Origin of the sequence: Pseudomonas sp. GWSMS-1, assembly GCF_049847425.1 — a bacterium.
Lineage (GTDB): Bacteria > Pseudomonadota > Gammaproteobacteria > Pseudomonadales > Pseudomonadaceae > Aquipseudomonas.
Map to the genome: position 1 here is coordinate 1,246,906 of NZ_JBMHHV010000005.1, position 15,479 is coordinate 1,262,384.

Here is a 15,479-nt window from a genome sequence, read left to right on the forward strand (position 1 = left end):
CCAACAAGCGAAACAGTGCATGGGGGCTTGCTGCAGCTGCATCGCCGGGTTGAACAAGGGCAAAGTGCCGGTTACTCACGACTAATCGAAATATGGCTGGCGATGCTGGTGTTTTATCTGGATCGCTTTGCTCAGGATGAGCGCTTTGCAGTCTTTGCTGCGCTGGCCGATCAATACGTGTTCAGTCTGCGTATTAGCGCCGGCTCGTTGCGCCGTAGCACGGTGGAAAATCACTTCGCGGATCGGCATGTTTTTGCTGATTTACTGCAGTGCCCGTCCTCGTTGCAGGCTGTGGCACTGATCGAAAAACTGAGTGCCAAGCAGGCTCAAGTGCTAGAGCAGTTCGATGAGACTGACGTGAAAAATGCCAAAAAGAGCCCCGTAATACATCGGTATATAAACACGTTCAAAAGCCACTATTCAGCAGGCAAGGGCGCCCATGCAGAGCATCGCAGCGCACTCGCCACGGTACTGCAAAATACGTTTTTTCAAGGATGAAGAGCATGCCTAGCCCCGCTCACGAACTGACCGCGAATAAGTACAGTGCGCAGCGCATTACCTATGGCAGCGCTGCTGAAGGTGCTGAAGGTATACCTGCATTGGTCCAGGCCTTTCTGATCCCGATCTACCAGCGCTTATACACCTGGGAAGCTCAGCATGTTGACTGTCTACTCAGCGATTTGTGGGAGGCTTGCCAGCAAGAAGCTGCGGCTGAGTACTTTATTGGCGCGGTGGTTGTTAGCCCCGCAACTGGTGGCCTGGAGCTGATCGACGGTCAGCAGCGCATGACCACCCTATGGCTGATTGCCTCAGTGCTGGTGACTGCGCCAGGCCTAATTGAGGACTCAAAAAAGCAGTGGCAGACGTTTATGAAGGCTGGTGCTGGCCCACGCTTGAACTTCTCTGGTCGCAAGCAAGACAAGGATGCACTAGCAGGCTTTATGAGGCACTGGCAGTGCGGTTGTAAATCTCCTTCGTGTAGCTCGCAATGCAATGGCTGGCTGAAAAATGAGGCGATGATTGTTGCGCGCAAAACCATCATCAACTTCATAAACAAGCTCGCCAAGCCGCCGCAACCAGAAAATCTGGCGACCACAGCTTCAGGGCTGCAGACGTTCAGTGACTATTTGTGGGCTAAGGCCACCTTTGTGGTTACCACTCTGCACAGTGCAACCGACAAAAATCGCTTCTTCGACAGCATGAACAGTCGCGGTGTGCAGTTGGAAAAGCATGAAATTCTAAAGGCACGTTTGCTCAACGGTATGCAAGAGAGCGAGCGGCTGGTTTACGCCTGGGCGTGGGATATCTGCGCCGACATCAATGGTTATGTGAAAGGTAGCGTGCAGGCCGACCTCGACTATGGGCGAGGCGCTATGAATATCGACACTCAGCTATTGAGTGGCGTACATGCCAAGGCGTTAGGGGAAAAGGGCACTGGCGAAGGCGCAGCGCGGACGCTAGAGGCCATACTCGGCAGCGAAGGCCTGAAAGCCAATGTTGTCAGTACAGATGACAAGGTATCCGTGGGGCATAAAAGCCTGGTCAGTTTTCCGGTGTTCTTGCTGCATGTGTTGCGGGTGTTTCTCGGCACAGACAGTGCGGGTGCCAACGTGTCAGTCGATCATAAAAAGCTGATTGCTGAATTTGACGAGCACTTTCGCGCTGGGGGCGAGGAAAAGCCACTGGCGGACAAAGCCCAGTGCAAAGCTTTTATCCATTGCCTGCTGCGCTGCCGCCTGCTTATGGACAACTTTATAATTAAAGGCCATATCGATGAGGGCAGTAATGCGGCAGTGCGGTGGGAGATCGCCTCGGCTTTAGCTGGTGATCCCGCCAAGAAGGAGCGTGCCAAGCGTAGGGGCAAAGAGTGGGGCTCCATCAGCATGTTGCAAAGCATGATGTATTTCAGCCAAGACCTAACCCGCGCACCCTGGCTGACACAAACGCTTAAAGATTTGTGCAAGCCAGAGGCTGTGCTTGCTGATGCCAGCGCAATTCTCAAAGCGTTAAAACAGCAAGACGCAAACTATGCGAAAGCAACGCTTAGAGGTAAGACCTTGCATGAGGTGCTGGGTCTTGCTGTACCGAATGCTGACGAGTCGAATGCTGCTAAGCCGAATGTTACCGAGTCGAATGCTACCGATAAGGAGGCTAACGGCTTAGGCACCGACACTGCGCATTACTGGTTTTACAAGCTGGAATATTTGCTGTGGGAGAAGTGGTTTAACTCCGAGGATGCTCGCGATAAAGCATCGAAACCTGATCTTTTGAAAATAGGCGCCGCTATCTATCGCATGCGCCATGTGACCTCGGTTGAGCACGTCAGCCCGCAAAGTAAGAATACCGGCAAGATTTCGCAGCTGGATCGCTTTGGCAACCTGGCCTTGCTGTCTATTGGCGAGAACTCAAGTTACAGCGATAAAGACCCCGTAGAGAAAAGGGGCGCATTTCAGGCGAGTCTTGGGCGTGAGTTTATTCAATCGTTGAAATTGGCGCATGTATTTTCAGCGGAACACGGCTCTGAGTGGGCTTGGAGCGATATCACGATGGGTACGCATGAGGATGCCATGATGGGCATTTTGATCGCGGCACATCCGCAGTTAATGCAAGGAGCGGAAACCGCATGAGCAAGGCCGGCGAACTGACCTTTCAAAACGACATGCTTAAACACTTGTTGGCCAACGGCTGGTTGCTGGGCAAGGCAGAGCACTACAACCGTGGACTGGCCCTGTACCCGGAAGACTTGCTCGGTTTTGTACAAGAAACCCAGGATGAGCAATGGCAGAAATTTTGCGCGCTGTACCCCAGCAACCCCGAGCAGCACTTTCTCGAACGGGTCGCCAGCCAGCTGGATAAAACCGACCCCAATGCCGCCAGCAAAGACATGCGCACTTACGGCACTCTGGGTGTATTGCGCCATGAGCTACGCCACCGAGGCACGCGGTTTAGCCTGTGTCAGTTTAAGCCCGAACATGATCTGAACCCGGATACCTTGGCGCGCTACGCCAAGAATCGCTGCCGGGTGGTTCCGGAGCTGGTGTATTCCCCTTGGGCCACGCAAGAGCACTTGGAACTTACCGGCAGCAAAGCCAAAGCCTGGCGGATTGACCTGGTGTTGTTTGTAAATGGTTTGCCGGTGGCCACGCTAGAGCTGAAATCGGAATTCAAGCAGGCCGTGCACAACGCCATCAAGCAATACAAGACCACCCGTTTTGCTATCGACCCCGTGACCAAAAAGCCCGAACCGCTGCTGACCTTTAAACGCGGTGCGCTGGTGCATTTTGCCGTCAGCCAGTACGAGGTCTATATGGCCACGCGGCTGGAAGGCGCGGCGACTTACTTTTTGCCGTTTAACAAGGGCACCACGGCGGGCGGTGCCGGTAACGATGTGCCGGCCGACCTGAATCAGTACGCCACTGATTACCTGTGGAACGAGGTGTTGCTGCCGAGCAACTTACTGGCGATTCTCGGCCGATTTGTGCACCTGCAAATCGAAGAGAAAGAAGATTGGGAAGGGCGTAAATACAAAAAAGAAAGCCTGATTTTCCCACGTTATCACCAGTGGGATGTGGTGAATAAGCTGGTTAACGCGGCGCGCAGCGAAGGGCCGGGGCATAAGTACCTGATCCAGCACAGCGCCGGCTCGGGTAAGTCCAACTCGATTGCGTGGGTCGCCCACCAGCTGTCGTCGATCTACAACGACCAGGGCGGCAAGCAGTTCAACTCGGTGATTGTGGTGACCGACCGCACCGTGCTGGACGACCAACTGCAAGACACCATCAATCAGTTTGAGCACGTCGACGGCGCCGTCGGCCGGATCAATAACAAGGAGGGGGACGGCTCCAAGTCGGAGAAGCTCGCGGCGGCGTTGGAAAACTCGCAGCCGATTATTATCGTCACCATCCAGACCTTCCCCTACGTGCTGCGCGCCATCGAGAACAGTGTCAGCCTGAAAACCCGCAGCTACGCAATCATTGCCGACGAAGCGCACTCCTCACAAACCGGCTCAACGGCGCGGCAGCTGAAAGAAGTGCTGATGATCGAGGCCAAGGCCGATGGTGAGGATGAACTCAGCTCTGAGGACATTCTCGATGCCGCCGTGGCCTCACGCAAAGCCTCAAAAAATCTCAGCTACTTTGCCTTTACCGCCACGCCAAAAACCAAGACGTTGGAGTTGTTTGGCCGCTTGCCTAAGCCTGCCGAGCAACCGTCGAAAACCAATAAGCCCGAGGCCTATCATGTGTACAGCATGCGTCAGGCCATCGAAGAGGGCTTTATTCTCGACGTGCTGAAGAACTACACCAACTACAAAGTGGCCTACAACCTGGCGCAAAAAATCGACAAGGCCGATCAGGAGGTCGAAAGCAAAAAAGCCAAGGTTAAGCTCAACCAGTGGGTGCGCCTACACGAGTACAACATCGCGCAGAAGGTGCAGGTAATCGTTGAGCACTTTCGCAGCAACGTCATGGGCTTGCTGGGCGGGCAAGCCAAGGCCATGGTGGTGACGAGCTCGCGCAAAGAAGCGGTGCGCTACAAGCTGTGTTTCGACAAATACATCGTCGACAAGGGTTACCAGAAGATCCATGCCATGGTGGCGTTCTCGGGTGAGGTGGAATTCACCGAGAAAGACCCAAACGCAGTCGCGCTGCTGGGCAACAAATACACCGAGAGCAACATGAACCCCAACCTCAAAGGCCGCGACATGCGCAAAGCCTTTGATAGCGACGATTATCAAGTGATGATCGTGGCCAACAAGTTTCAGACCGGCTTCGATCAGCCCAAACTCTGCGCTATGTACGTGGACAAAAAGCTCGGCGGTGTGGAGTGCGTACAGACCCTGTCGCGGCTCAATCGTACCTATCCGGGCAAGGCCGAAGTTGGCACCTTCATCCTGGATTTCTTCAACGAGCCACAGGAAATCCTCGACTCGTTCCAGCCGTATTTTCAGACGGCAGAGCTGGCGGATGTGTCCAACCCCGACTTGATCTTCGACCTGTTTGAGAAGCTCAACGCGGCGGGCATTTATAAGTCGAGCGAGATTGAGCAGTTCTGCACGGCCTTCTTCGTCAAAAACAAAAGCAATGCGGCGATTGCCAATATTTGCAAGCCCGCGGTCGAGCGCTGGACCAAGCGTTACAAACTGGCCGTTGAGGCCTACGCGCACTCAAAAGAGATTTTTGAACGGATTAAAAAGACTCAGGACCCGGTGTTGATCGCCAATGCTGAAAACGACCTGAAGCAATGCAAGCAAGCCAAGGACGCCCTGGATATCTTCAAAAAGGATTTGGGCACCTTCGTGCGCTTCTATGAATTCATGTCGCAGATCGTCGATTACGACGACAAACAGCTGGAAAAGCTCAGCCTGTATGCGCGCAACCTCAGCCCAATGCTGCGCGAAAGCGCAGTGGATGAGGATGATATTGATCTGGACAGCATCGTGCTCAGCCATTACCGGGTGTCGAAAATACGCCAGCAAGACCTCAAGCTAAAAGAAGACTCGCCTGACTACAAACTGCTGCCTGGCGAGGGGCTTGGCTCCGCCACGGCCAAAGACAAGAAGGAAGAGCTGCTCTCGCAGATAGTAGAGCGTCTGAACGAGCTGTTTGTAACCGATGAACTGACCAACAAAGACATGGTGAATTACGCCTACACCATCCGCGACAAGGTCAGTGAAAACCAGTTGGTCATGCAGCAACTGGCCAACAACACCGCCGAGCAAGCACTGCTGGGCAACTTCGCCAACGCGGTCGATGACGCGATTATGGGCAGCGGCGATGCCCACCAGAACCAGATGATGCAGCTGTTATCCGATCCGGGTAAGGCCACTAAGTTTGCGCGGGTGGTGTTTGATTTACTGAGCTTGGCAAGGTAGTCGGGGGAGGGGGTGCACGGGTTCAGGTCAACTGAGCGGCAACCACTAAATATCTCCAGCCAGCTGCGGGAGGTACTGGCTGTTGGCGCCGACGCGAGACTGACCCAGCCCTGCGGGCTGAAACGCGAAATGCAGCAACGCGTTATTCTTTTGAAGCGCGGTCAATAAAATTTGGGGTGACAGCAAAACATGATGGTCTTGCTTCTTGCGCCGAGTGCCTTTGAAATTTTCGCTAGGGATGAACCTGGTATGGTTTTCCAAATCGACGTTCTTACATTCGGCCTGAAGTAACTCCCCAATACGGCACCAGGCCCCCAAGCTGATCGTAGGGTGCGAGATGATGCCCTCGTATTGCGCTTTCAGGCACGCGGACCGTCGTTAGCGGGTCGCGGGCATAGCCCGCCCTACTAGCGATGACCCGCGCTGAACTATCGCACGGCGATTGCCGCTGTAGGAGTGGGCCATGCCCGCGATCAGTCGTATCACCGCGCCTGTAACTGGTAATGGCGCTTTTTTCCAAGGCTGATGCGAGCCCCAAGGTGTTCGGTTGTCAGCTTCAGCTCGGCATCGCTGAGCACTTCGCCATTCAGGCGCAGGCCGCCGCCAGCCGCCAGGCGCCGTACCGCACTGGCGGAAGGTTGCAGCTTGTATCCCAGTAGCAGCTGCAACAGGCTCAGGCTGCCGTCCAGGCGCAGCCGGTCAATCGGCAGAGCAGGTAATGCTGCCTCTACCGTGCTGCCTGCAAACAGTTCGGCGGCTGTGGCGGCTGCGGCCTTGGCTGCAGCCTGGCCATGGGCCAACGCGGTGGCGGCGTTGGCCAGGACAATTTTCGCCTGGTTCAACTCGGCGCCTTGCAAGGCTGCGAGGCGCGCCACCTCCTCCAGCGGCAGTTCGCTGAACAGTGCGAGAAAGCGCCCCACATCGGCGTCGTCGCAATTACGCCAGAACTGCCAGAAATCGTACGGCGAGAGCTTGTCGCCATTCAGCCACACCGCGCCGCTGGCGGATTTGCCCATCTTGCGGCCGTCGCGGGTGGTCAGCAGCGGCATGGTCAGGCCGAACAGTGGTGGGCAACCCTGACGGCGGCCTAGCTCGACACCATTGATTATATTGGCCCACTGGTCGGCCCCGCCCAACTGCAGGGTGCAGTTGTGCCGGCGCGCCAGTTCGGTGAAGTCATGGGCCTGCAGCAGGGTGTAGCCGAACTCCTGAAAGCTCAGCGAATGCTCGCGCTCCAGGCGGGTGCGCACGGCATCGAAGGTCAGTAGGCGGTTGATGGAAAAGTGCCGGCCGACCTGATCGAGAAACTGCAGGTAGCCGATGCCGTCCAGCCAGTCGGCGTTGTCCACCACCAGGCCGTCGCTGGGGCCATCGCCCAACTGGATGTAGCGGGCAAAGCAGCCGGTAATTCCGGCGATGTTGTGCTGGATCTGTGCCTCAGTTAGCACCGGCCGGCTGCTGTCACGAAAGCTCGGATCGCCAATACGCGTGGTCGCGCCGCCGATCAGTAGGATCGGTTTATGCCCGGCGCGTTGCAGGTGACGCATCAACATCAGTGCCTGCAAATGGCCGACGTGCAGGCTGTCCGCCGTGGCATCGAAACCGAGGTAGAAGGTGATCGCGCCCTGGCTTAGCGCCAGGCGCAGGCCGTCGAGGTCAGTGCTCTGGTGGATAAAGCCACGGGCATCAAGTTGTTCGATCAGATCAAAGGTGTTGCTGGGCATAAGTGTCTCCTGGTTAAGGCAAAGGCCTGAGGAGACTGGAGTGAGGGTGTGCTATCCGGGCCGCCTCAGGCGGATCGGACATGCAACAACGCATCTACCGCCTGGTGAGAGAGGGCAGGGCGTAATAAAACGCGGAAATTGGGCAGATGTGTGTGTGCATGGAGCAGCACTCTAAGGGCTGTGGCGAGCAAGTCAATAGCCGAGTGGCTGGCGCGTGGTGTTAGGCCAAGAGCGTGGCAGTTGATGCGCTGTGAGCGATCAAGCCGATTTCTGGCAGCGCCTAGGAGCGTCCTTTCGAGCGCAAGCACAACCGCGTCACCGTCGACGATATGCAGGCAATGTTGGCCAGCATCCACTGACCCGCATGATCGCAACCTCGCTCCAGTCACCCTAGCCTTCAGGTGGTTGGGTTCGACCGGCAGCTACTGGCCGTGCTCGGCTAACCAGACGAGTTCATCGGCGCGTTCCTTGGTCATTTCCAGGATGCACGAGGCGTGGTTGACGCTGTCGATGGTGCCGCCGGTCAAGCTGCCGAGTAACGCGCAGTCGGCATCGCGGAACTTGATCCACAGGCGCTGGGCGTTGCGCAGCTGGCTTTGTTGGCCTTTTTCCAACGCCTGCATAGCGGCCTTGTAGCTGTGATTGAGGCGAGCATCTTGTTGCTGGGTTTCGCCGCCCATGCAGTTGAGCATGTTCATCGTCACGCCGCCGGACGCATCCATGCAGCTGGTATAGGTAGCGCTGTAGCCATCCTCTGTGGCGTTCGCGCCAAGGCTGAGGGTTGCTGCGGCAATGGCCAGCAAGCGGTGTCTGATTGATTGCATGGTGAGCTTCCTGCGTATCAGTGGATGAGTGCCAGAGGATTGGCATGGTTCGGCATGGGGCAGCACGTGGCCCGCCTCAGAATCTATAGGCATACCATGTTGCGGTATCCTTGCTGTTGGGCGAGAGTTATGGTCTTCCAAGTACGCAAGATTGTGACGTATACCGAGACAGCTTTTATCTAAGGTGGCAACGCTGCGGGCAGGTCACCAACGGCGGCAGGCGTTGTAGTTGTCATGTTCAATGCCTTGGCATGGGAGAGTCTTCGTGGAAGACCTGAAGCCATCGATCAGGGAGCCTTGCTCAGGGCTCGGTCTTTTGATGGATGAGCAGCGCTGTCAAACGATGGGCGCAGTGGGGGGCACCCCGAAGCCTATGGTAAAGCCGCAGTGGTTGGAGCCGGCGGCGTGATAGAACACGCACCTGCCGTAATCCACACACTACGACTTGGTAATCACTACCGTGAGGCGGTCGATGCTAAAAGCTAGTTGGTTTTCACTAACAAGCGCGGCTAACCTGCTGCTGCGACCCGCTTGGCCCATTAGCTAGAGCAAATGGGGGCCAGTATGGTTTCAATGCGTTCCCCAAGAAGTCTCCAAGCTTCAGTTTTCTCTTTCGCATAGTCGTGATGTAGATAGTGTCGACGTACCTTGGAACCGCCCAGTAGGTGGTTTTGGCAGCGGTCGATGATGTCTAGCGACACACCCAGCTCCTGCATCATTGTCGCGCCAGTGCGACGCAGGTCGTGCGGTGTCCATTCGGCTCTGGTGCCTTTGCTGAGCACCAGTGAGTCGTCGTGATGGCGGCCTACCAAGGGCTTGCTGCGCTTCTTGAAGCGGCACTGTCGGTCACCGATCAGCTTGCTGACCGTCTTGGTGTCGACGTGGTTATTCTCGTCCCTGCTGGGGAAGCAGAACGGGGTCTGCCCGGTTTCTTTTTTCAGGCACTTGAACTGTGCCAGTGCGAAGGATGACAGAAATACATGGTGATCCTGGCGTTTGCCTTTGTGCCCTTTGGTGGCTTCGGCCGGGATGAACCAGGTGCCTTTGTCCAGATCCACATTGCGCCATTGGGCCTTGAGCAGTTCGCCGATGCGGCAGAGGGTGCTCAGGCAGATCCATAGAGCGCACTGTACTCGAGGATTGACCGGGCGGATTCCGGAGTATTTTTGGCCGGCGGGCAGGGCTTTGTAGTCACGCTCCAGCCGAGAGAAGATGTCGCGCAGTTCGCGGATTTCGTCGGGGGAGAGCAGGCGGTCACGTTCTTCCTGATAGTCGTGGTCGAGCAATGTCTGCACGTTTACCAAGCCGGACGGGTTGCCATCGATCATTAGATTTCGCCAAGGTTTTCGCTTTTCTGCCCAGCGCAGCATTTGGCCGATATTATTGCGGAGGATGACGACGGTACGATTTAGCCCGCGAGTCTTGACCGAGCGCAGGACGGAAAGCAAATCCTGTTCGGTCAGTTTGCGCAATGGCTTCTGGCCGATTAGCGGCAGGACATCTTTTTTAAAGCTGCGCTGCAGCTCAGCATTTCCGTCTTGACGTGACACACCGTCGCGCACCCACTCGTTGAAGAGATCGGCCACTGTCTTGTTTTCAGCAGCCTCTCGCTCGGCTTCGGCAATGATGGCTGCAACGGCGGCCTGCGCTTTAATCTTGGAGGCTTTTCGAGCGGCTGTGGGGTCGACTCCCTGGCTAACCGATGCCCTCAATTCCTCGCGTTCGGCGCGTATTTGGGCAAGTGAATTCTTGGGCCATGTACCAATTCGGCGATCACACTTGGTGCCGTCCAGCTTGAACTCGTAGCGGAACTGTACAGTGACACCGCGAACACCGACACGAACCCTGCCCACGATGCCACCGTCTTCACGCAACGTCTTGCCATCGTCGGACGCGGTAAGTGCTTCGAGTTGCTTTATGGTTAACTTGGCCACTTCCTACCCCTTGCATCATCTGGGTGAGCTGAATTTTGCCCCCACTTTTGCCCCCACCGCAAGGCCTGGCTGTCAGTAGAATTAGACAGTTCGTCGTAGACGCTAAAATGGCTAAAGCCCCAGCTATTGCTGACCTGTAGGCTCTTTTAGCGTCTGCAGGCGTCCATGGGGATCGGGTGGATAATTAAATGGGGTGCTAGGGGTCGAGTGTTCGAATCACTCCGTCCCGACCATAATTCTCCAATAAAAACAGCCACTTGAGCGATCAGTGGCTGTTTTTGTTTTTGGGCTGCGCAAAACTGGCGCAAAATAGGCGCAAAATCACTCTGTGATCTTGGTGATATCAAGGTTCGGCGAAACCTTTGTCCAAGTGACATCCTCTTCATCACGCAGATAGTTTTTAGTCATTTCTGCCGTGGCGTGACCAGCGATTTTCTGAGCATCCTCGCCTGATCGGGTATAGAGCTTGACAGACACAGCTCGAATTTCATGAAATCCAGGCAATTCTTCTTTTGTCCACCCGGCATAGCAACCAGCGGCTTCCCTTGCCTCTTGAAAGGCGCGGGTCAGATAGCGGCGCTCAACCTTTGACCAATGCTCTTTGTGTTCTGTCGCATGCATCCGCTCAGGCTTGCGGTGGACTAAGAAGGGGGAGTCCACGTCGTCCCGGCATTGCTCAATGACCTTGAGAAGCTCGGGTGTTAGCTCGTACTTGATCCAAGCCGTATCGGCCTCCTCCGACGTCTTTTCTTGAATCACTGATAAGAAGCCGTCTTCCATTTTATCGAAGCGCATCTCAAGTACATCGCCGCGTCTTAGCGCTGTTAGCAAGGCCAGATCAATAGCATTCTTAAGCCACTGGGGAGATGCATCCCGAATAGCTTTCAGTCCTTCCTGGGTATGGCGTTTACGCTTTTTCTTCTCCTTCTGGGCAATGGTGCTCGCGGCTGGGTTGTCGGGAATTAATCCGTCCGCGATGGCGTGAGTGAACACGTTCATTAGTAATGCGCGTACTTGATTGCTTGAGCGTGGCGTTGAGTCCCTCAAGAAGTCGGCGACAATCCGGACTGTGATTTCGTTGATTGGCTTTTGCCCCAGGGCCTTGTTGATCTTTCTGAAATGGACGGCATATAGGTCAAGCGTCCCCTTTTTAAGCTCACGCTTGGGCAGAATCGTAGTCCTGTATTGCTCAATGTAAGCTGCCAAGGTCATGGTGCTTTCGCCCATCACTAACGCGACCAAATCGCGTCCTTTCATGTACTCAAGATTGAGCTGCTTTGCTGCATCAATCGCTTTGAGTCTGTCAGTACCAAATGGGTACCACTTACCGTCGGTGGCCCTGCGGTAGCGATACGTTTTCCGGCGGATATCGAAGTACAGATTGCTTGGAAGGCCTGAGTTTGATTTTTTTCGCGGTCTTGTCATTTAGGCAGCCCCCATCAAAACCATGTTTACCAGCGGGTTTTGGCTGAGCCGCTCATAGCCGATCCAGTCGACGTACCAAGTCCGTCCAATCTGTTCTCCGGGAATCATCCTGTTTCGCAGATGATTACGAATTGTTGCCGCTGACCGAAAACTGACCCAGTAGAGGCTGTTCTGCCGACTGAAAACTGACCCAGGTGTTCAACTGCTTCTGCTCAATTTTTGAGCAGGAGAACACAGGGTGATCAGTATGGAAATGATGGGCAAAATTCGCCGGATGTATTTCCGCGACAAGCTGTCGCTGCATGAGATAGCCAAGCGCACCGGGTTGGCGCGCAACACGATTCGCAAGTGGGTCAGAGCACCTGAGGCCAAGCCGCCGGTCTACCAACGCCGCGCGATCTTCAACAAACTCAGCCCTTTTCACGCCACGCTGGAGCAGGCGCTAAAAGCCGATTCGCTGCGGCCCAAGCAACAGCGGCGCAGTGCCAAGGCGCTGTTGGCGCAAATCAAAGCCGAAGGTTATGACGGTGGCTACAGCCAGCTCACCGCGTTTATCCGTGCCTGGCGAGGGGGACAGGGCAAGGCGTCGCAGGCCTTTGTGCCGCTGACCTTTGCTCTTGGCGAGGCGTTTCAGTTTGACTGGAGCGAGGAAGGCTTGCTGGTCGGCGGCATTTACCGGCGTATGCAGGTGGCACATCTGAAGCTGTGTGCCAGCCGTGCGTTCTGGCTTGTGGCGTATCCGAGCCAGGGCCATGAGATGTTATTTGACGCCCATACACGCTCGTTCGGCTCCTTGGGCGGCGTGCCGCGCCGGGGCATCTACGACAACATGAAGACCGCCGTCGACAAGGTCAATAAGGGCAAAGGCCGGGCGGTGAATGCGCGCTTTGCGGTGATGTGCGCGCATTACCTGTTCGATCCGGACTTCTGCAACGTCGCCGCTGGTTGGGAAAAGGGCATCGTTGAAAAGAACGTGCAAGACAGCCGCAGGCGTATCTGGCTAGACGCCCAGGACTGCCAGTTTCACTCCTTCGAGGAACTCAATGCCTGGCTGGGCCAGCGCTGCCGCGCGCTTTGGAACGAGCTGACGCACCCTCAATACAGCGGGCTCAGTGTGGCCGAGGTACTGGAGTTGGAGCGCGCCGAACTGATGCCTATGCCCGCGGCCTTCGACGGTTACGTCGAGCGGCCTGCGCGGGTCTCCAGCACCTGCCTGGTCAGCGTCGGGCGCAACCGTTACTCGGTGCCGTGTGAGTACGCGGGTAAGTGGGTCAGCAGCCGTTTGTATCCGACCCGCATCGAGGTGGTGGCCGATGATGCGCTGATTGCCAGCCATGCGCGCTTGCTGGATCGCGAACAGGTCAGCTACGACTGGCAGCACTACATCCCGCTGATTGAGCGCAAGCCCGGCGCGCTGCGCAACGGAGCGCCCTTTACTGATCTGCCAGCGCCGCTGCGTCAGCTTAAGCACGGTCTGGGGCGTCATGCCGGCGGTGACCGGATCATGGCGCAAGTCCTGGCTGCCGTACCGGTCGCCGGACTCGATGCCGTGCTGGTAGCCGTTGAGCTGGTACTGGAGAGCGGCAGCCTGAGCGCCGAACACATCCTCAATGTCGTGGCACGGCTGACAGCATCCGAACCACCACCCAGCGTCGAAACCCACTTGTCGCTCAAGGAAGCCCCCGTCGCTAACACGGCGCGCTACGACCGCCTGCGTGGCCAGGCCGAGGAGGTCGGTCATGCGTGATTTGATGGCGGAACTCAAGGAGCTGCGCCTGCACGGCATGGCCACGGCCTGGGCGGAGTTAACTGCACAGGGTGAGTCGAACACAGCCTCGTCCAAGTGGCTGCTCGAACACCTGCTGGAACAAGAGCACACAGATCGCGCCATGCGCTCGGTGAGCCACCAGATGAACATGGCCAAGCTGCCGATGCACCGCGATCTGGCCAGCTTCGATTTCAACGCCTCTAGCGCCGACGCACGCCTGATCAGCGAGCTGGCCAGCCTGGCCTTTACCGACACCGCGCAGAACGTGGTGCTGATCGGTGGGCCAGGCACCGGTAAAACCCACCTAGCCACCGCGCTGGCCGTGTCCGGCATCACCCGGCACGGTAAGCGCGTGCGCTTCTACTCCACGGTCGATCTGGTCAATCTGCTGGAGCGCGAAAAACACGACGGCAAAGCCGGGCGGATCGCCCAGGCACTGCTGCGCATGGATCTGGTCATCCTCGACGAACTGGGTTATCTGCCGTTCAGCCAGGCTGGCGGTGCGTTGCTGTTTCACCTGCTGTCCAAGCTGTACGAACACACCAGCGTGGTGATCACCACCAACCTGAGCTTCGCCGAATGGTCGAGCGTGTTCGGCGACGCCAAGATGACCACCGCCCTGCTGGATCGGCTGACCCACCACTGCCACATCGTCGAAACCGGTAACGAGTCCTATCGCCTGCAACACAGTAGCTTGGCGGCCCAGGCCAAGATCAAATCACGGGAGCGAAAGCGTAAGGGCGGCCAAGAACCGGAGGACGATGAGCCGTTCTGATTTCATGGCGACGACGGCCTGCTACATGGCTGCGTGTGGCAGGTCTTAAACAACTGAACTGGGCTAGCGAAGGAGTGGGGGCAACAGCAGCTGCGCTGGTAGACTTATCCACAGTTGCTGGTAACAAAATCAGCAATCCGCCCTGGGTCAAATTTCAATCGGCAGGGTGGGTCAATTTTCCATCAGCGCCAACAGCCCAGGTTCGTCTTTTAGTGCAGACGCTACCCTTGGTCGCGGTGGAAAACTGTTTTGCATTGAAAGGCGGAACCGCCATCAATCTATTCGTGCGCAATTTGCCCCGTCTTTCGGTTGATATCGACTTGGCTTACTTGCCGAATGCTTCACGGCAAGAAGCCTTAGATGATGCGCGTGCAGCACTGGGCCGTATTGCAGCATCTGTCGAGCGGGGCATGCCAGGCGTCAAAGCCACTCTGCAAACCAATCGACCGGATGAGCTTCGCATTCTTGTGCGCTCAGCAACGGCGCAGATCAAAGTCGAGGTTTCTCCGGTGCTGCGCGGTACTGTGCATCTGCCAGTGCAGCGGGATGTGGTCGCAGAAGTCGAGGATGAGTTTGGCTTTGCCAGTATGCCGGTCGTGTCTTTGCCGGATCTCTATGGAGGTAAAATCTGCGCTGCACTCGACCGTCAGCATCCTCGTGATCTGTTTGATGTGATGCTGATGCTCAGAGAGGAGGGACTTACGCGGGAAATCTTTGAAGGTTTTCTCGTGTATCTAATCAGCCATGGCCGACCGATGGCCGATTTGCTGGAGCCACGCTGGAAACCTCTGAAGCAGATCTATCAGGCTGAGTTTTCTGGCATGACGCGCGAGACTATCGGTCTTGAGCAACTCGAAGCCACCCAGGCCGCGTTAATGGATGCCATCCGAGCGCAGATCGAGCAACGGGATGTCGGGTTTTTGTTATCACTTAAACGTGGCCAGCCAGACTGGTCGCTGCTCGATCTGGCTGGTATTTCAGAGCTGCCAGCCGTTAACTGGAAACTAACAAATATTCGTGCAATGGCTGAGGGTAAGCGCGCAGAGTCCTTGGCTCGACTGGAGCAGGTTTTACTGCGTTTGATGGTGAAGTCTGGCCAGTAAATCTCCGTGGTTCAAAGCTCCTCATAACGCATTTGTTGGAAACCCATCCCTGTA

General features: G+C 56.3%; 10 protein-coding genes and 2 pseudogenes. 7 read left to right on the forward strand and 5 right to left on the reverse strand.

The window, feature by feature from the left end:
- Positions 1 to 27: 27 nt before the first annotated feature.
- From ACEPAJ_RS09465 to ACEPAJ_RS09475, 3 genes are read left to right on the forward strand one after another with little or no spacing between them, the layout of a single operon-like run.
- On the forward strand, positions 28 to 498 hold the full coding sequence (locus tag ACEPAJ_RS09465; protein ID WP_425914636.1) for a hypothetical protein: 471 nt from the start codon (positions 28 to 30) through the stop codon (positions 496 to 498).
- 5 nt (positions 499 to 503) lie between these two features.
- A complete protein-coding gene (locus ACEPAJ_RS09470) occupies positions 504 to 2,627 on the forward strand; it encodes a DUF262 domain-containing protein (protein WP_425914637.1) in 2,124 nt (707 codons plus the stop codon).
- On the forward strand, positions 2,624 to 5,872 hold the full coding sequence (locus tag ACEPAJ_RS09475) for a type I restriction endonuclease subunit R (RefSeq protein WP_425914638.1): 3,249 nt from the start codon (positions 2,624 to 2,626) through the stop codon (positions 5,870 to 5,872). Before ACEPAJ_RS09470 ends, ACEPAJ_RS09475 begins: the two co-directional genes overlap by 4 nt.
- Positions 5,873 to 6,046: 174 nt before the next feature.
- Here ACEPAJ_RS09475 and ACEPAJ_RS09480 read toward each other — a convergent pair.
- The 3 genes and pseudogenes from ACEPAJ_RS09480 to ACEPAJ_RS09490 all read right to left on the reverse strand — a co-directional run.
- Positions 6,047 to 6,196: pseudogene (locus ACEPAJ_RS09480) on the reverse strand (site-specific integrase); the annotation flags it as partial.
- Positions 6,197 to 6,354: 158 nt separating this feature from the next.
- Positions 6,355 to 7,596, reverse strand: a complete 1,242-nt coding sequence (gene tyrS, locus ACEPAJ_RS09485; protein ID WP_425914639.1) for a tyrosine--tRNA ligase — start codon at positions 7,594 to 7,596, stop codon at positions 6,355 to 6,357.
- Between the two features lie 422 nt (positions 7,597 to 8,018).
- Positions 8,019 to 8,420, reverse strand: coding sequence for a lysozyme inhibitor LprI family protein (locus tag ACEPAJ_RS09490; RefSeq protein WP_425914640.1), 402 nt, complete (start codon positions 8,418 to 8,420; stop codon positions 8,019 to 8,021).
- Positions 8,421 to 8,549: 129 nt separating this feature from the next.
- Here ACEPAJ_RS09490 and ACEPAJ_RS09495 point away from each other — a divergent pair.
- Positions 8,550 to 8,903: pseudogene (locus ACEPAJ_RS09495) on the forward strand (amino acid synthesis family protein); the annotation flags it as partial.
- Between the two features lie 56 nt (positions 8,904 to 8,959).
- Here ACEPAJ_RS09495 and ACEPAJ_RS09500 read toward each other — a convergent pair.
- Both ACEPAJ_RS09500 and ACEPAJ_RS09505 read right to left on the reverse strand, forming a co-directional pair.
- Positions 8,960 to 10,354: a tyrosine-type recombinase/integrase gene (locus ACEPAJ_RS09500; RefSeq protein WP_425914641.1), complete on the reverse strand. Its 1,395-nt coding sequence runs from the start codon at positions 10,352 to 10,354 to the stop codon at positions 8,960 to 8,962.
- 321 nt (positions 10,355 to 10,675) lie between these two features.
- A complete protein-coding gene (locus ACEPAJ_RS09505) occupies positions 10,676 to 11,779 on the reverse strand; it encodes a tyrosine-type recombinase/integrase (RefSeq protein ID WP_425914642.1) in 1,104 nt (367 codons plus the stop codon).
- 247 nt (positions 11,780 to 12,026) lie between these two features.
- Here ACEPAJ_RS09505 and istA point away from each other — a divergent pair, with 247 nt between their 5' ends.
- From istA to ACEPAJ_RS09520, 3 genes are read left to right on the forward strand one after another with little or no spacing between them, the layout of a single operon-like run.
- Entirely contained in the window at positions 12,027 to 13,526 is a 1,500-nt protein-coding gene (gene istA, locus ACEPAJ_RS09510; protein WP_139134708.1) for an IS21 family transposase, read from the forward strand.
- Complete coding sequence (gene istB / locus ACEPAJ_RS09515; RefSeq protein WP_011911830.1) at positions 13,519 to 14,322, forward strand: IS21-like element ISPst3 family helper ATPase IstB; 804 nt, start codon at positions 13,519 to 13,521, stop codon at positions 14,320 to 14,322. The genes istA and istB overlap by 8 nt, the downstream gene beginning before the upstream one ends.
- Positions 14,323 to 14,357: 35 nt before the next feature.
- Positions 14,358 to 15,425: a nucleotidyl transferase AbiEii/AbiGii toxin family protein gene (locus ACEPAJ_RS09520; RefSeq protein WP_425914643.1), complete on the forward strand. Its 1,068-nt coding sequence runs from the start codon at positions 14,358 to 14,360 to the stop codon at positions 15,423 to 15,425.
- Positions 15,426 to 15,479: the final 54 nt, after the last annotated feature.

Bases quoted from the DNA above. Each gene is read 5' to 3' on its own strand.
- ACEPAJ_RS09470 (WP_425914637.1), top strand. From the start codon at position 504: ATGCCTAGCCCCGCTCACGAACTGACCGCGAATAAGTACAGTGCGCAG.
- ACEPAJ_RS09475 (WP_425914638.1), top strand. From the start codon at position 2,624: ATGAGCAAGGCCGGCGAACTGACCTTTCAAAACGACATGCTTAAACAC.
- tyrS (WP_425914639.1), bottom strand. From the start codon at position 7,596: ATGCCCAGCAACACCTTTGATCTGATCGAACAACTTGATGCCCGTGGC.
- ACEPAJ_RS09490 (WP_425914640.1), bottom strand. From the start codon at position 8,420: ATGCAATCAATCAGACACCGCTTGCTGGCCATTGCCGCAGCAACCCTC.
- ACEPAJ_RS09505 (WP_425914642.1), bottom strand. From the start codon at position 11,779: ATGACAAGACCGCGAAAAAAATCAAACTCAGGCCTTCCAAGCAATCTG.
- istA (WP_139134708.1), top strand. From the start codon at position 12,027: ATGGAAATGATGGGCAAAATTCGCCGGATGTATTTCCGCGACAAGCTG.
- istB (WP_011911830.1), top strand. From the start codon at position 13,519: ATGCGTGATTTGATGGCGGAACTCAAGGAGCTGCGCCTGCACGGCATG.